Raw genomic sequence first — 13317 nt, 5'->3', positions numbered from 1 at the left:
GTTCCCGTTTCAGGTGTTCAGGCCTCGTCGATGCCGGGGGAGCTCGGCGTCATGAGACCCTGGAGTACCGCCGTTTCACGACTTGCCGCGGCGCAATACTTCTGCGACTTGCCGCTGGAGACGAGCATGCTCGATATCGCGAGCGCGACGCTCGAGCGCGCGTCGCATGCGAGAGCTTAGCTCATCGGAGCGGAAAGGTTTGGAGAGGTAGTCGGAGGCGCCGACGCGGAGGGCGCGCATCCCGGTCTCGACGGAGCCGAACGCGGTGATCGCGATGATCGCCAGCGACGGATCTTGCTTCTTCGCCCGCGCGATCAGCTCGATGCCGTCCATCCCCGGCATGCGGATGTCGGTGATCAGCAGGTCGAAGTCCCCCGACGGCAGCAGGCCGAGGCCCGACATCGCATCGGCCACGTGCGTCGCCTGGTAGCCGTGGTCCTTGGCGATGTCAACGACGAACCGGCCGAGATCATCGTCGTCTTCGACAACCAACACGCTCGGTGAGCTCAGACTCATGCTTTCTGCCCTTCCTCTCTACCCCCTCTACTTGACTCCGAGCTCGCTTCCGCGCTCGCCGGTGAATCGGACACGATCGCGGGCAAGGTGATCCTGAAGCGCGCCCCGCCTGTCGCCGAGGCGGCGGTCTCCACCGAGCCGCCGGCTTCCTCGACGATCCCACGGACGATCGCGAGCCCGAGCCCGCTCCCGCCGCCGGCCGCCTTCGTCGTGAAGAACGGGTCGAAGATCCGGTGCAGATCCTCGGCGGGGATCCCCGGCCCCGCGTCGGCGACCTCGAAGCAGGCGACGCTAGAGCCCGCTGGACCATCGCACTCGGGCAGGACGCTCACCACGAGCTCGCCGCCGCGGGATTGGGCCTCCACGGCGTTCAGGCACAGATTGAACACGACCTGAAACAGACGATCGGAGTCGAGGGCGACGCGCACCCTGGCGGCGCCCTCGAGCGGGCACAGGACGCTCGGCTCGATGCCGCGCCTCCTGCACTCCGGGCCCAGGAAAGCGACCACATCGTCGATGACGCGCCGGAGATCGCTGTCCGCCTGCTGCGGTCTCGGCGGACGAGCGAGGGAGACGAGGCGAGAGACGACGCGCGTGATCCGCTCGGATTGCCGCGCGATGGTCTCCAGCTCGGCGCGCAGGTGCTCTGGGCAGCCGGGCAGGTCGGCCGCGCGGCGCGCGCGGCCATGGATCACGTTCAGCGGCGAGCCGATCTCATGGCCGAGCGAGGTCGCCACCTGCCCCGCGGCGGCGAGCGCCTGCGCCTGCTGCAGCTTGCGCTCGCCGTTCACACGCGCCGCCTCCTCCCGCACCGCGCGCTCCCGCGCCTCGCGGAGAGAACAGGTCATCGTGTTGAAGGCGCTCGCCAGGCGAGAGAGCTCCTCCGCGCCACGCTCGGGCACGGCCGCGTCCAGATCGCCGCTCGCGACGCGCTCGGCCCCGGCGAGGATGGCCCGCGCGGGGAGCGCGACCGTGAAGCGCCCGACGAGCCCGGCGACGACCGCGCTGATCAGCAGCAGCACGACGCCGGTCACAGCGAGGCCGTGGTTCAACGTCCTCTCCAGCACCTCGACGTAGTGACGATCGCGCACCAGGACGGCGACCAGGGGCTGATTGGCGCTGCTCGGCCGGATGGAAACCGTGCGGAGCAGCACGGATTGCTCGGCCAGGCTGGCTGTCTCCTCGATGTCGCCTCCTTCGAGGAACGCCCGGCGCGCGAGCTGCTCGAGGCGCTCCGCTTCGCGCTCGACTCCCTTCGTGATGAAGATCGCCTCACCTTCCCTGGTGAACGCGGCGATGCCAAGGATGCGCTCGGCGCTCGCGAAGTCCTCTGCCCTCCGCCGGACGAGCGCGACGTCCCTGCGCTGCAGCGCGCTCTCGACGAACGCCTGAAGCAGGGTGGCGTAGTTGCGGAGCTCCGCCGTGGCCTCCTCCCGCAGGACCTGCTTGCGATGCGCCGACGCGAAGATGCCATACAGCAGGATGGCCATCGCGATGGGGAGGACGAGAGACAACCAGAACTGGTGCGCGAGCCTCATCCCCCCCGGTCGGCGCTGGTGCTGCAGTACCATACGGCGATCCACCGCGACCCCCAGGGGACGCCCTCGCGTTGACGCTTCGCGTTGTCGCGGGGTGCGTCTTCCTATTTGGCGAGCTCATCCGCGTCGTTCGGCGCGCTGCAGCGTACTTTCGTACGCCTCGCTCGCCGGCCTAACGGCTGAGCTCGTATCCCACGAATCTGCACCCCATTTTATCAGCCACCGAGATGCGAAGCCCTCGAATTACATCACCATTCCACCGGAGCGGCAAGCGCAACCTCGAGATCGACAGAGGCGCTCATCTCGCTACCTTGCCGCTACCTCGCCGCACGAGCGCTCGGCGTCAGGTATTGCCTGAGCGCTGCTCAGGAGCGGGCGGACTCCTTCGTGGCATCCGTCACGCGACCTGCGTGGACGCTACGTGGATGACGTGGATGACGCCCGCGCGCGGTTCGCCGCGGTCGTCACCGTGCCGCCCGCGCCGCGCGCGCGCCACGCTTCACCCCTCCGCCGCGCGCCGCGCTCACCGCGAGCCGCTCTCCCCACCGCGAGATCGCCTGCGCCACCTCGCCGAATCCCCGCCCGGCGTCGGTCAGCTCGTACTCCACGCGCACGGGGGGCCCCGGCAGGACGCGCCGCACCACGAGGCCCAGCGCCTCGAGCTCCTTCAGCCGGCTGGAGAGCATCCGATCGCTGATCGCGTCGAGCCGCTCGCCGATCTCGCCGAAGCGCAGCGCCCCCTCCTCGAGCGTCGCAATGATGAGCCCGTTCCAGGGCTTCGCGAGCACGTCCATCGCGACCTGAAACTTCTCGCAGAGGTGCTGGCACGCGTGCTTCATGTGTCGTCCCAGACACCAGCATGACCTGTTCACTTCCAAAAGGGAAGTGACTTGACATCGTGCAGTGCAGATTCATCATGCTCGCCGAACGGATGCCACTTCCCTTTCGGAAGCTACATCTTCTTTGCAAGGAGCATCGATCGTGACCACCGCCAAAGACCTGCTCTTCAGCCCCTTCGCGCTCGGCCCCCTCTCGCTGCCGAACCGCCTCGTGATGGCGCCGCTGACGCGCTGCCGCGCCGGCGAGGGCAACGTGCCGACCGAGCTCAACGCGCGGTACTACGAGCAGCGCTCCTCTGCGGGCTTCATCATCACCGAGGCGACGCAGGTCACCCCGGAGGGCGTGGGATATCTCCGCACACCTGGCATCCACACGGACGCGCAGGTCGCCGGGTGGCGGCTCGTGACGGACGCGATCCACCGGGCGGGGGGGCGCGGCTTCCTCCAGCTCTGGCACGTCGGGCGGGCGTCGCACCCCTCGTTCCAACCGAACCGGCAGGCGCCCGTCTCGTCCTCGGCCGTCGCGATCCGCAAGGGCCACGCGTACACGCCCGAGGGCCCGCAGCCGTACACCACCCCGCGCGCCCTGGAGACGGACGAGATCGCCGGCGTGATCGCGCGGTTCGAGGACGGCGCGCGCCGGGCCAAGGCGGCCGGCTTCGATGGAGTCGAGATCCACGCGGCGAACGGCTACCTCATCGACCAGTTCCTCCGGAACGGCGTGAACCAGAGGACGGATCGGTACGGCGGCTCGATCGAGAACCGGGCGCGGTTCCTGCTCGAGATCACCGAGGCCGTGACCGGGGTGTTCGGCGCCGACCGGGTCGGCGTGCGGGTCTCGCCGCTGGCCGACTTCAACGACATGAGCGACTCCGATCCGAGGGCGCTCTTCGGCCACGTCGCCGCCGAGCTCTCGGCGCGCAAGGTCGTCTATCTGCACGTCGTGGAGCCGCTCTCGGGGCAGGCGCTCGGCGCCGCGGAGCGGGTGACGCCCCTCCTCCGCGAGCGGTTCCGCGGCGCCCTCGTCGTGAACGGCGGCTACACGCTGGAGACCGCGGAGGAAGCGCTGCGGACCGGCGCGGCGGATCTCGTCTCCTTCGGCGCGCCGTTCCTGGCCAACCCCGATCTTCCGGAGCGCCTGTCGCGCCGCGCGCCGCTCAACACGCCCGACGTCGCGACCTTCTACTCCGAGGGCCCGCGCGGCTACATCGACTACCCGCGCCTCGGCGAGGCCGCGGCGGAGCGCGCCAGCGCCGCCGCACAGCCGGCCTGACGGCCCGAGGGCCCGATCTCATGAGCCGATGGCCCGATCCGGGGGAGGCGAGCGGAGGCAGCGAAGAGCTCCCGCGCCGTCGCCCGTGATAGGCTTCCAGGCCGATGCCGGCCGCCTATCCGCTGCTCCCGAACGACGAGATCCCCACGTCGCCGCGCCCGGCGCGCTCGCCCGCGGAGGCGCCGTGAGCGCGGCCCCGGGCGACGTGAAGCGCATCGGGGCCGGCGAGCTCCGGGCGTTCATCCAGGACGCGGGAGAGCTCAAGAAGGGCACGCTGCTCTACGACGGCGGGCAGCTCCTGAACCTCGCGCGCTACGAGAACAAGCTGTTCTGCGACGCCAAGGGCTCCGGAGCCTCGCCTTACAAGGTGTCGCTCGTCTACAGCGACGCGCCGGCGCCGGCGTTCAAGGGGCGCTGCTCCTGCCCGGCGCGGACCTTCAACACAGCGTTCTGCAAGCACGCGGCGGCGCTGCTCGTCGCGTGGGCGCGCGCGCCCGAGTCGTTCGCCGTGAGCGAGGCGGCGCCGCCGGGCGCGCCGGGCGGGGACACCGCGCGCAAGAGCGTGAAGAAGGGCAGCGCGAACGCGCAGGCCATGATGAAGTCCGGCGTCGAGCAGGTCGGCACGCTCGTGCGCGAGCTCGGCGTGTCCGGCGTCGCGACGATCGGGGGCGACCGCATCGAGCAGATGGAGAAGCTCGCCGAGGCGCTCCGGGAGAACCGCCTCCGGCGCCTCTCGGCGCGGACGCTCGACCTCGCCGCGCTGCTCCGCAGGCAGGCCGCGGGGGGCCGGCAGGCCAAAGGCGCTCCCCGCGGCGCGCTGCCGGCGGTCGCCTACGCCAACGTGATGGCCGATCTCCTGCTCACCGCCCGCAAGCTGGAGAAGCACCTCGCGGGCGAGCCGCTCGACGACCGCCACGTCGAGGAGCTCGTCGGCAAGACGTGGAAGGCGTCCGACAGGAAGCCCGCCGGGGACCTCACGCTCGTCGAGTACGCCTTCTCGACGCGCACGACGAGCGACGATTTCGTCATCCGGGAGAGCCGCTTCATCGACCTCGAGTCCGGCCGCCACTTCAGCGAGAAGCAGATCCTCCCGGTGTTCCTGGCGAAGCGGACCGAGCCGAAGCGGAGCTTCGCCGGCGAGGTGCTCGCCGGGGCGCGCGCGACGACCTACCCGGGCTACCCGCCGCTGCGCGTCGACTTCAGCGATCTCGGCGACAAGCGCCCGCTCGACGCCGGCGCCCTCGAGTCCGTGCTCGCGCGGGCGCTGCCCGACGTCGGCGCGGCGCTCGCGGCGCTCCAGGAGCACCGCAAGGACGTCTTCGCGCCCGACCTCGTGCCCGTGGCGGTGCTCACCGACACGCTCTTCGCGCGCGGCGCGCGGCTCTCGGCCGTCGACGACAAGGGGGAGGCGCTCCACCTGCCCGACGACCCGGCGCTCGAGGAGCGGCTCGCCGGCTCGCTCCGCGACGCGCGGCTCCGCGCGCTGCTCGGGGACGTCGGCATCGACGCCGCGCTGCCCACGCTGTGGCCGCTCGCCGCTGTCGTCGAGGGGCCGCTCGGCCTGGAGCTGCGCGCTGTCTTCGATCAGGGCGCCGAGCAGGGGAGCGCGGCGCGGGGCGGGCCGCTCGAGGGCTCCGCGTGGAACGCCGCCGCCCGCGAGGCGGGCGCCTCGCCCGCGGCCATCGCGCTCGGCGAGGTCCGCGAGGAGCTCGCCGAGGCGCTCGTCACGGGCCTGACCGGGCTCAGCGCGCGCGCGACCGACCCGCTGGCCGCGCGGCTGCGCGACCTCCGCCTCGAGAAGCAGGCCGCGCTGCTCCAGGCGCTGCCGCAGCGGACCGAGCCGGCCGATCGGCTCGACGACTTCATCAAGCTCTACCAGGTGCTCGAGATGGCGCTCGTCCGCCTGGCCGGCGCGACGCAGATCGACCGCGCCTCGACCGAGCGCGTGCCGACCTACGAGAGCGTCGCCGTGGCGCGGCCCGACGAGGCGCTCTCCCCGGACGAGGTGGCACGTCGGCGCGCGGCGGGCGCGATGAACCGCTACGTCGCCGCGGTCCACCACGCGCGCTACTACGCGGCGCTGCCGGCGAGCGAGCTCGTGGCGAACATCTTCCCGATCTGGGCGGACGGCACCGCGACGCCGACCATCGCGAGGACGTTCGCGCCGCTCGGGGCGGAGGCGATCGCCGCCGCGGAGAAGGCGCTCACGGTGAAGGCGGGCCGCGTGGCGAAGCTGACGGCGGTGCGGGTGCTGCAGGCGGTCGTTCTGCACGGCGGCCCGGCCCGCGCCGAGGCCACGGCGATGCTCCGCAAGGTCGAGGAGCACGCGAAGGACGCCGGCCTGCGGGCGCTCGCCCGCGACGCGCTCGACGTGATCGACGTCGCGCACGTCACGCACGCCACGCAGCCGGCCGGGCCGGGGGGCGACTGGGTGCGCGCGCGGCGCGCCGCGCGGCTCGGGCGCGTGCACGAGCTCGCGAAGACGCTGGGCGCCGCGCCGACCAAGGAGGAGCGGCTCGAGGCGCTGAAGGCGCTCTCCGAGCTGGGCGACCTCGCCGCGCTGCCGGCGCTCCGCCGCGCATTCTACGGGGACGTCGCCCGCGGCGTCCGCGAGGAGGCCGCCTACGCGCTGGCGCAGCTCGGCGACGTCGAGATGGTCGAGACCTTCGTCCGGATGCTGGCGAGCCGGAGCGAGAACGAGCAGGAGGCGAAGATCGCCGCGTACGCGCTCGGCTTCCTCGGCGACGTCCGCGGGCTGAGCGAGCTCCTCTCGGCCTACGCCGACGGCTACAAGCCCGGCATCGTGGCGGACGCGATCCGCGCGTTCGGCCCCGTGGCGCTCACGCCGCTCGTGGACCTCATCGAGGCCCGGCCGGAGCTCGCGAAGCGCGCGGCGGCGCTCGACGCGCTGAAGAAGATGGACGACGCCGCGGTGGCCGCCTGCCTCGTCGAGCGGATCGAGGCGCGGCGCGGCGACGCCGATCTCGCCGACAAGGCGCAGCTCTACCTGAAGCTCGCGGACGTGCACGCGCACAGCCGGCGCGAGGTCGCGACGGCGCTCATCGCGGCGCTCTCGAGCGCCCCCGGCAAGGAAGCGCAGGCGGCCGTCAAGGCGGCGCAGAAGGCGCTCGGCGTCGTCAAGCGCAGCAAGTAGCCGCGCTTCCCCGGGCCGCCTCCGCTCAACGCGCGACGCACGGGATCTCGGCGGACGCCTCCTCGGCCGACGCTCCGACCGCGTGTGTGCGCGCGCCGCGCGGGGCGCTCGCCGTCACGACAAGAACGAGAAAGACGATGTGTTTCGCTACGGTAGCTCCACAAGTCTCCAGTACTTGTTCAGCGCCGCCATGAGCTCGACGAAGCTGAGGAATGTGACCGGCTTGAGGAGATAGCCAGCGACGTTGAGGTTGTAGGCTCCCACCTTGTCGCGATCGTCGTTCGATGTGGTCAACACGACAACCGACGTGGCCCCGAGCTCTGGATCGGCCCGCAGCTCGCGCAGGAACTCGATCCCGTTCATCTTGGGCATGTTCAGGTCGAGCAGGATGAGGCGCCGCTCCACCGGGACGACGCCGCTGCGCAGCATCTCGAGGGCCTCGACGCCGTTCCCGGCGACCCAGAGGGGATTCGAGATATTGTTCCGCTTGAACGCCCGGCGGACGTTCATCACGTCGACGTCGTCGTCTTCGACGAGGAGGATGTTCAAGAGTTTTTCTTCGACGTCCATTGTCTCCTAGCTTCTCATTGGCGAGACGGACGCGAACGTCAACTCCTGTCGAGGCGGCCGCGCCAGTCAGGTGCGAGAGGGGCGGAGTCGATGCGCGCGGGTCGGTCAGCTCGCCCTGGGCCGCTGCCGCCAGAGCGTCATCAGCACCCGGCCGACCTGGACCACGCGACCGACCCGCCCTTTCGGGCCGGTGTCCGCCGGACGGAACGGTTCGGTGCGGTAGCTCGCGCTCGGGGGCGGCGCCTCGCGGGGGGCGGCGGCGGCCTCGGCCGGGGCCGCGGAGACGGACGCCGGTCCGAGGCGCTTGTCGAGGTGGACCTCGACCGCCTCGCCGACCAGGTTGCTCATGTCGCGATCGTTCTCGATGCAATGGAGCAGCAGCCGATCCGCGAGCGGATCGGGCAGGTAGACGGTGACCGCGCGCCGGGAGCGGCCGTCGTTCCCGAGGAGCACCGGCGGGCCGGCGTGCGGCTCCGAGGTGGTGGCGAGCGCCTGGGGCCCGGCGGCGGCGCTCGCCGCCTGCGGCGCCGTCGCCGCGGGCGGCTCGGCGTCTGGACGCGCCTCCTGCGAGCGCTCCTGCTGCGCCTCGGGCGCCTCCGGCGCTCGCTCGTGGCGCGCCTCGACGGGCTTCTCGCCGTCGTGCGCGCGCGGATCTGCGGCGGGCCTCGACCTCACGACGTCGTCTGCCGCTTTGCCGCCCTCGCCGCCCGCGACGAACGCGTCGGCCTTTTCAGGCGACGGCGGCTTTCGTAGCGAGACCGCGACTTGCTTTTTGGCCATGGTGAAGCTTCTCCAGTTCTTCGAGAAGGTGGGTGATCTCTCTGGCCGCGGCGTCCCGCGGTGCGTAGCCCGTCACCCCTTGCCCGCAGGCGAGGGACTCCTGGTAGGCGATGCGATAGCCGAGCTCCGTGGAGAGCACCGGCAAGCCCGACGTCTCGAGCACCGCGCGCGCCGATTTGCCGAGCGCCGTGCGGCCTTGCTTGCGTGTGATGAGGATGCAGCCCTTGAGCGCGCTCCGCAGCGCGGCGGCCTCGCGGAACACCTCGAGCGCTGCGGTGAGGGCCCACGCGTCCGCGGCCGTGGGGCCGCAGGGGTAGATGGCGATGTCGGCGACCATGAGCGCCGATCGCGCGATCTCGCCGTGGCGCGGCGGGCAATCGATGACGGTGAGGTCGTAGGCGGCGGCGACTTCCGGCAGCTGTCCCGGCTTGTGCATCGAGGCGCCCATGGCCATGACGGTCGGCGTATCGTGCCCCGCCTCGGCGGCCACGTCGCCCCACGTGCGGACGGTCCCCTGGGGATCGGCGTCGACGAGCAGCACACGCCGGCCGTTCGCCAGCGCGGCCACGGCGAGGCTCACGGCCGTGGTGCTCTTGCCGATCCCACCTTTCTGTCCGGTGAGCGCGATGATCATGATAGACCCCCCTAGCAGAACCTTCGCCGCGCGGTCCACTTTCTTGCAAGCGCGGACAGGGCTTCTACCGAGCCGTCCTGAGGGGAATTCCCGACGAGGACGTTGATTTCTCGGTCGTGTCGGCGGGTTGGCCGGCACATCGCAAGAGGTTGTTCAGCTCTCTATCCGGCGGGAGCGTCTCCTCGCGCGCGTCGCATAGCCGTCATGATGAGGATGCTCACGGAAGAGGTGCGCACGGCGCGCGAGCGGCGCCTCCGGTGCGCCCGCCGCGCTTCGTCGCTGCGGGCGCGCACGGCGCTGGCGGGCGAGCGGGCGGGAGCCATTGCCGGATCGCGCAGGCGATTGAATCGAAGCGGCAGCGATAACACTTCGGACGGTCGGCCTCGGGGTGCGGGAGCTGCGGATCGCGGCAGCGGGGCCTCGGGAAGCGACGTTGCAGTCCTGCGCCGGGCGACCTACAGGTTCTCCGGTTTGAAGAGCCTCCGGTAGCTGACGTTGCGACCGGACACCATGAACACCCCGTCGCCGCGGTAGTGGACGGTCGTCGGATAGCGCGGCGATGTCGCGACGTGCGCCTTCACCACCTCGAAGACGAACAGGCTGAAGCGCTTGACGGCGCTCGTATCGACGAGCTTGCACTCGAAGCTCGCATAACACTCGGCGATGAGGGGCGCGCCGACCTTCGTCGCCTCGACGGCGGTGAGCCCGAACTGCTCGAACTTGTCGACCTCGGATCCGTGGCTGTTCCCTATCCCGATGACGGCGCGCACGAGATCGACCGTGGGCACGTTGATCACGCACTCCTTGCTGCGCCGCACCATCTCATAGCTATCGTTCTGGTCCCAGAGGAAGCACCCCACGAGGGACGGCTCCTGCATCATGACCATGTGCCAGCCCATCGTCATGATGTTCCGCTGGCCCTTGTGCGCAGAGCTCACCAGCACCACAGGACCCGGCTCCAGGAAGCGCCGGACGTTCGCGACAGGAAAATCTGCCTTCTTGTAGGTCTTCATGCGATCACCCGACGCACGGATGCACGACGAGCAGGCCGGACCCTGACTGCCCGCATGGCCGATCGGCAGCGACCTGCTCGGCGGCAAAGCGCATTGTGCCATGCGCATCGCGGGCAGCAACGTCGGCTACCAGCGCACGAGCGGCGTCAGAGCACCTGTTTGAGCAACTTCAGCGGGCTCAACCGGTCCCAGACGTCCGCCTCGCGAAAGCTCGGCCGCGCCTTGACGGCCTTCGCATACCGGGCGAGGTGTGCTCGCCTGGCGATCTCGGCGTCGAGGCGCACGAAGCCCATCCGTGCGAGGAACACGGTCCACACCACGTCCGCGGGCCCGTAACCACCGGGGACGAGCGACTCGCGCCCATCCGCGAGCGCATCATCGAGCGCGTCCAGGAGCTCGAACGCCGCGTGCTTGCGCTCGCCGAACATCGCCACCACGCCCTCCGGGTCAAACGTCTTGATGCGCCCGGCGAACACCTCGGCCCGCCGCGCGTAGATGTCCGCGAGGTCCGCGTGCTCGGTCGCGAGCTGGCGCAGGCGCTTCTCCGTCGCCACGAGCGTCCTTCGCACGGCCGGTCGCGCGAGCGGGTTCCACGAGAGCAGCCACCCGAACGTGAGCTCCTCGATGGGGAAGGCGTAGTGGCGGTCGAGCCAGCCCCGCGTCGCGTCGTCGAGCGCGGCCTCGGTCGTGCCGAACGCGAACAGGAGGATGTCGCGGCTCTGCGAGAGCACGCGGCCGTCGACCTGCAGCGTCGGCACCGTCAGGTTCGGGTTGAGGCGCGCGTAGTCCGGCGCGAGCTGCTGCGCCCTGCGGTGGATGTCGACGCTCACCGATTCGAAGGGGACGCCGCGCTCGACCAGCGCGAGGCGCGCGATCATCGAGTAGTACGACGAGGCAGCGTGATGGAGGCGGAGGCGTGCGGGGCTCGCGGAAGCGCTCATCGCGCCGCAGCGTACCACCGCCGCGCCCGAGCAGGTGCCTGGCCAGGCGGCGATCTGCTCGGCTGCGCCTCGCTGTCGGAGGGCGACGCGAGCCGCGCGCGCGTCGACGTGCTGACCAGATCAGAGCTTGCGGTACATCCACACGCTGGGGATTTCGATGTCGAACCCCGCCTTCCGGTACGCGCGTCGCGCCGGAGCGTGGCTCGGATCGCCGCCGGTTCCGACGGTGGCGACCTTCATCCCGGCCTGCTTCAGGCACGCCGCCGCGAACTCGTACATCGCCGTGCCGATTCCGTTGCCGGCCTGCGCGGGGTCGACGGCATTGAGGCCGATCTCGCCTACAAGCGTCTCCGGAGCGAGCCGAAGCGCCACGAAGCCGACGACCTCGTCGCCGGATTGCGCCACGTACAGCTCCCAGCCCGAGTCGGCCGCCATCAGCGACGTCAGCAGCCCTTCCTGCGCTTCGTCGTCTCGCCGCTGCGCAAGTTCGTAGAGATCGTCGCCGAGGATCGAGCGGAACGACGCGAACACGGGAGCAAAGGCCGCGCGCCGGATGTCCTGAAGGCGGGCCGCGTCCTCGGGATGGGAACGGCGGAAATGGAGCTCAGGCAACTGGCTTTCCTCCTGCAGGGCGCCATGCACAGCATGGCGCTCGTGAAGCTTCATGCGGACTCACCCTCCTGAGAATTCCGCGATCCGAGCGCCGCGAGATACCCTCGGAGCCACTTCATCCTCGAGCTCTCAGCCCATCCCATCGCCGCCATGGCGCGCTCGATGGCGTCAAACTGGGCTTGGTCGACCGGGAGATCGAGGTCGGCGATCCAGTCGATGACGTGCTCCATGGCGAGCCCCCACTCCCCGTACCGGTGAACCCAGTCGTGCGCATCGCGGAAGCGCTCTGGGGGGAGCACGTCCTTGAAGGACTCAAGCGCGACAGCGCATAAGGCTTGGATCTCTTGTTTCGTCACAGGGTCGACGGCCTCGATAGGGTGCAATGAAGCTGGCGCAGGCCCAGCGTCCGCGCTCAATCTCGCGCGTCGCTCGCAGCGCCTCGCTGGGCACCCAGGCGCAGCTCTGCCAGTCGGGTTGCGAGCACCACCATATACACGAAGGATGCGACGCCGGGGTCATCTTCCGGGTACGGGCTTTCCACGAAGCCCAGCCTCCGGTATAACCGCATTGCGGGCGTGTTGTCCGCAACGACGAACAAGGAGCATTCGCCGACGCCGAGCTCCTGAACGCCAAGCTCGACAAGGCCACCGACGAGCCACCGGCCCAGCCCCGCACCCCGGTGCTCGGGCGATATCACGAGCCGTCCGAGATGACAGCGACCGGCCCTCAGGTAATACTGGCCAAAACCGAGAAGCTGGTCACCAGCTCCGAGCATCACATAGGAGGGCAGCACATGGCTACGCGTGTCCTCCAGGAAGGTGCTGTCCGTAAACGGGAGCCTGAACTGCGGACCACCCCATATCTCGCAGCTTCGCCGATCGGGGAACCATTTCCTCATCGCCATCACATGGCTGTCTTCTGCGCGTATGAGCTTCATCTTCTTGGTATCGATCCCTGCGCTAGAGGTCATAAATGTGCACGGACAGTCCGGCGGCACAGAACGTTCTCTGGACAATGGACTCGACCTCTGGCCACTCCCCGCCAGGCCGCAACCGATCCTTGGCATATGGATTGATGCGCTGACACGCTGCGCGTGCTCCGTGAGCCGGGCGGTTGCAGACGTGGCAGATGATCCTTGCGCCCTCTCCGACGGGATCTGTCGCATCACCCGTGCGGTAGTCGATCGCGTTCATGGTAGACGCCGCGCCTCCTCGTCCTGTCGAACGTAACCGTTCACGAATGGGCACACCAGAGGGGATTCGCGAGCTCCGCGACGCGCGCCACCCGCTGAAGCACCGTCTCGTGCGAGTGGCGCCGCCGCACTTGACCGGTCTCGCCGCGCGGATACGTCCGGGTCGCGAGGAACACCCACTTCACGGCCGCTCACGACCCGCGTTGGGCTACCTTCAGACCAAGGCGTCGCGCAGCTCGCCCCGGTCCGTGCCGT

13 protein-coding genes are annotated in these 13317 nt (G+C 70.3%); 2 read left to right on the top strand and 11 right to left on the bottom strand.

Annotated elements, in window-relative coordinates; all coding sequences use genetic code 11:
• Positions 1–75 precede the first annotated feature (75 nt).
• From POL72_RS40725 to POL72_RS40715, 3 genes are all read right to left on the bottom strand, one after another.
• Entirely contained in the window at positions 76–516 is a 441-nt protein-coding gene (locus tag POL72_RS40725) for a response regulator (protein ID WP_272102247.1), read from the bottom strand.
• Complete coding sequence (locus tag POL72_RS40720; protein WP_272102246.1) at positions 513–2087, bottom strand: sensor histidine kinase; 1575 nt, start codon at positions 2085–2087, stop codon at positions 513–515. The genes POL72_RS40725 and POL72_RS40720 overlap by 4 nt, the downstream gene beginning before the upstream one ends.
• 431 nt (positions 2088–2518) lie before the next feature.
• A complete protein-coding gene (locus tag POL72_RS40715) occupies positions 2519–2893 on the bottom strand; it encodes a winged helix-turn-helix transcriptional regulator (RefSeq protein WP_272102245.1) in 375 nt (124 codons plus the stop codon).
• A gap of 142 nt (positions 2894–3035) precedes the next feature.
• Here POL72_RS40715 and POL72_RS40710 point away from each other — a divergent pair, with 142 nt between their 5' ends.
• Both POL72_RS40710 and POL72_RS51050 read left to right on the top strand, forming a co-directional pair.
• Positions 3036–4166 (top strand): alkene reductase, encoded by a 1131-nt coding sequence (locus tag POL72_RS40710; protein WP_272102244.1) that lies wholly within the window; start codon positions 3036–3038, stop codon positions 4164–4166.
• Positions 4167–4350: 184 nt separating this feature from the next.
• Entirely contained in the window at positions 4351–7320 is a 2970-nt protein-coding gene (locus POL72_RS51050; protein ID WP_272102243.1) for a HEAT repeat domain-containing protein, read from the top strand.
• A 147-nt stretch (positions 7321–7467) separates the two neighbouring features.
• Here POL72_RS51050 and POL72_RS40700 read toward each other — a convergent pair whose 3' ends face one another.
• The 8 genes from POL72_RS40700 to POL72_RS40665 all read right to left on the bottom strand — a co-directional run bounded on the left by POL72_RS40700 (position 7468) and on the right by POL72_RS40665 (position 12807).
• On the bottom strand, positions 7468–7890 hold the full coding sequence (locus POL72_RS40700) for a response regulator (RefSeq protein ID WP_272102242.1): 423 nt from the start codon (positions 7888–7890) through the stop codon (positions 7468–7470).
• A gap of 105 nt (positions 7891–7995) precedes the next feature.
• Positions 7996–8670: a hypothetical protein gene (locus POL72_RS40695; RefSeq protein WP_272102241.1), complete on the bottom strand. Its 675-nt coding sequence runs from the start codon at positions 8668–8670 to the stop codon at positions 7996–7998.
• Complete coding sequence (gene parA / locus POL72_RS40690) at positions 8621–9304, bottom strand: ParA family partition ATPase (RefSeq protein WP_272102240.1); 684 nt, start codon at positions 9302–9304, stop codon at positions 8621–8623. Before parA ends, POL72_RS40695 begins: the two co-directional genes overlap by 50 nt.
• Positions 9305–9759: 455 nt before the next feature.
• Positions 9760–10317 carry a flavin reductase family protein gene (locus POL72_RS40685; protein ID WP_272102239.1) on the bottom strand — a complete coding sequence of 186 codons (558 nt, stop codon included), beginning with the start codon at positions 10315–10317 and terminating at the stop codon, positions 9760–9762.
• Between the two features lie 146 nt (positions 10318–10463).
• Complete coding sequence (locus POL72_RS40680) at positions 10464–11258, bottom strand: glutathione S-transferase family protein (protein WP_272102238.1); 795 nt, start codon at positions 11256–11258, stop codon at positions 10464–10466.
• Between the two features lie 120 nt (positions 11259–11378).
• A complete protein-coding gene (locus POL72_RS40675; RefSeq protein WP_272102237.1) occupies positions 11379–11924 on the bottom strand; it encodes a GNAT family N-acetyltransferase in 546 nt (181 codons plus the stop codon).
• Positions 11921–12226, bottom strand: coding sequence for a MafI family immunity protein (locus POL72_RS40670; RefSeq protein ID WP_272102236.1), 306 nt, complete (start codon positions 12224–12226; stop codon positions 11921–11923). The genes POL72_RS40675 and POL72_RS40670 overlap by 4 nt, the downstream gene beginning before the upstream one ends.
• Positions 12227–12282: 56 nt before the next feature.
• Entirely contained in the window at positions 12283–12807 is a 525-nt protein-coding gene (locus POL72_RS40665; RefSeq protein ID WP_272102235.1) for a GNAT family N-acetyltransferase, read from the bottom strand.
• Between the last annotated feature and the right edge of the window lie 510 nt (positions 12808–13317).

The sequence above is a fragment of the Sorangium aterium genome (genome assembly GCF_028368935.1).
Lineage (GTDB): Bacteria > Myxococcota_A > Polyangia > Polyangiales > Polyangiaceae > Sorangium > Sorangium atrum.
The sequence above is the reverse complement of the archived record's forward strand: the minus strand, read 5'-3'. Positions and strand labels throughout refer to the sequence as shown.

Bases quoted from the DNA above. Each gene is read 5' to 3' on its own strand.
- POL72_RS40725 (WP_272102247.1), bottom strand. From the start codon at position 516: ATGAGTCTGAGCTCACCGAGCGTGTTGGTTGTCGAAGACGACGATGAT.
- POL72_RS40720 (WP_272102246.1), bottom strand. From the start codon at position 2,087: ATGGTACTGCAGCACCAGCGCCGACCGGGGGGGATGAGGCTCGCGCAC.
- POL72_RS40715 (WP_272102245.1), bottom strand. From the start codon at position 2,893: ATGAAGCACGCGTGCCAGCACCTCTGCGAGAAGTTTCAGGTCGCGATG.
- POL72_RS40700 (WP_272102242.1), bottom strand. From the start codon at position 7,890: ATGGACGTCGAAGAAAAACTCTTGAACATCCTCCTCGTCGAAGACGAC.
- POL72_RS40695 (WP_272102241.1), bottom strand. From the start codon at position 8,670: ATGGCCAAAAAGCAAGTCGCGGTCTCGCTACGAAAGCCGCCGTCGCCT.
- parA (WP_272102240.1), bottom strand. From the start codon at position 9,304: ATGATCATCGCGCTCACCGGACAGAAAGGTGGGATCGGCAAGAGCACC.
- POL72_RS40685 (WP_272102239.1), bottom strand. From the start codon at position 10,317: ATGAAGACCTACAAGAAGGCAGATTTTCCTGTCGCGAACGTCCGGCGC.
- POL72_RS40680 (WP_272102238.1), bottom strand. From the start codon at position 11,258: ATGAGCGCTTCCGCGAGCCCCGCACGCCTCCGCCTCCATCACGCTGCC.
- POL72_RS40675 (WP_272102237.1), bottom strand. From the start codon at position 11,924: ATGAAGCTTCACGAGCGCCATGCTGTGCATGGCGCCCTGCAGGAGGAA.
- POL72_RS40665 (WP_272102235.1), bottom strand. From the start codon at position 12,807: ATGAAGCTCATACGCGCAGAAGACAGCCATGTGATGGCGATGAGGAAA.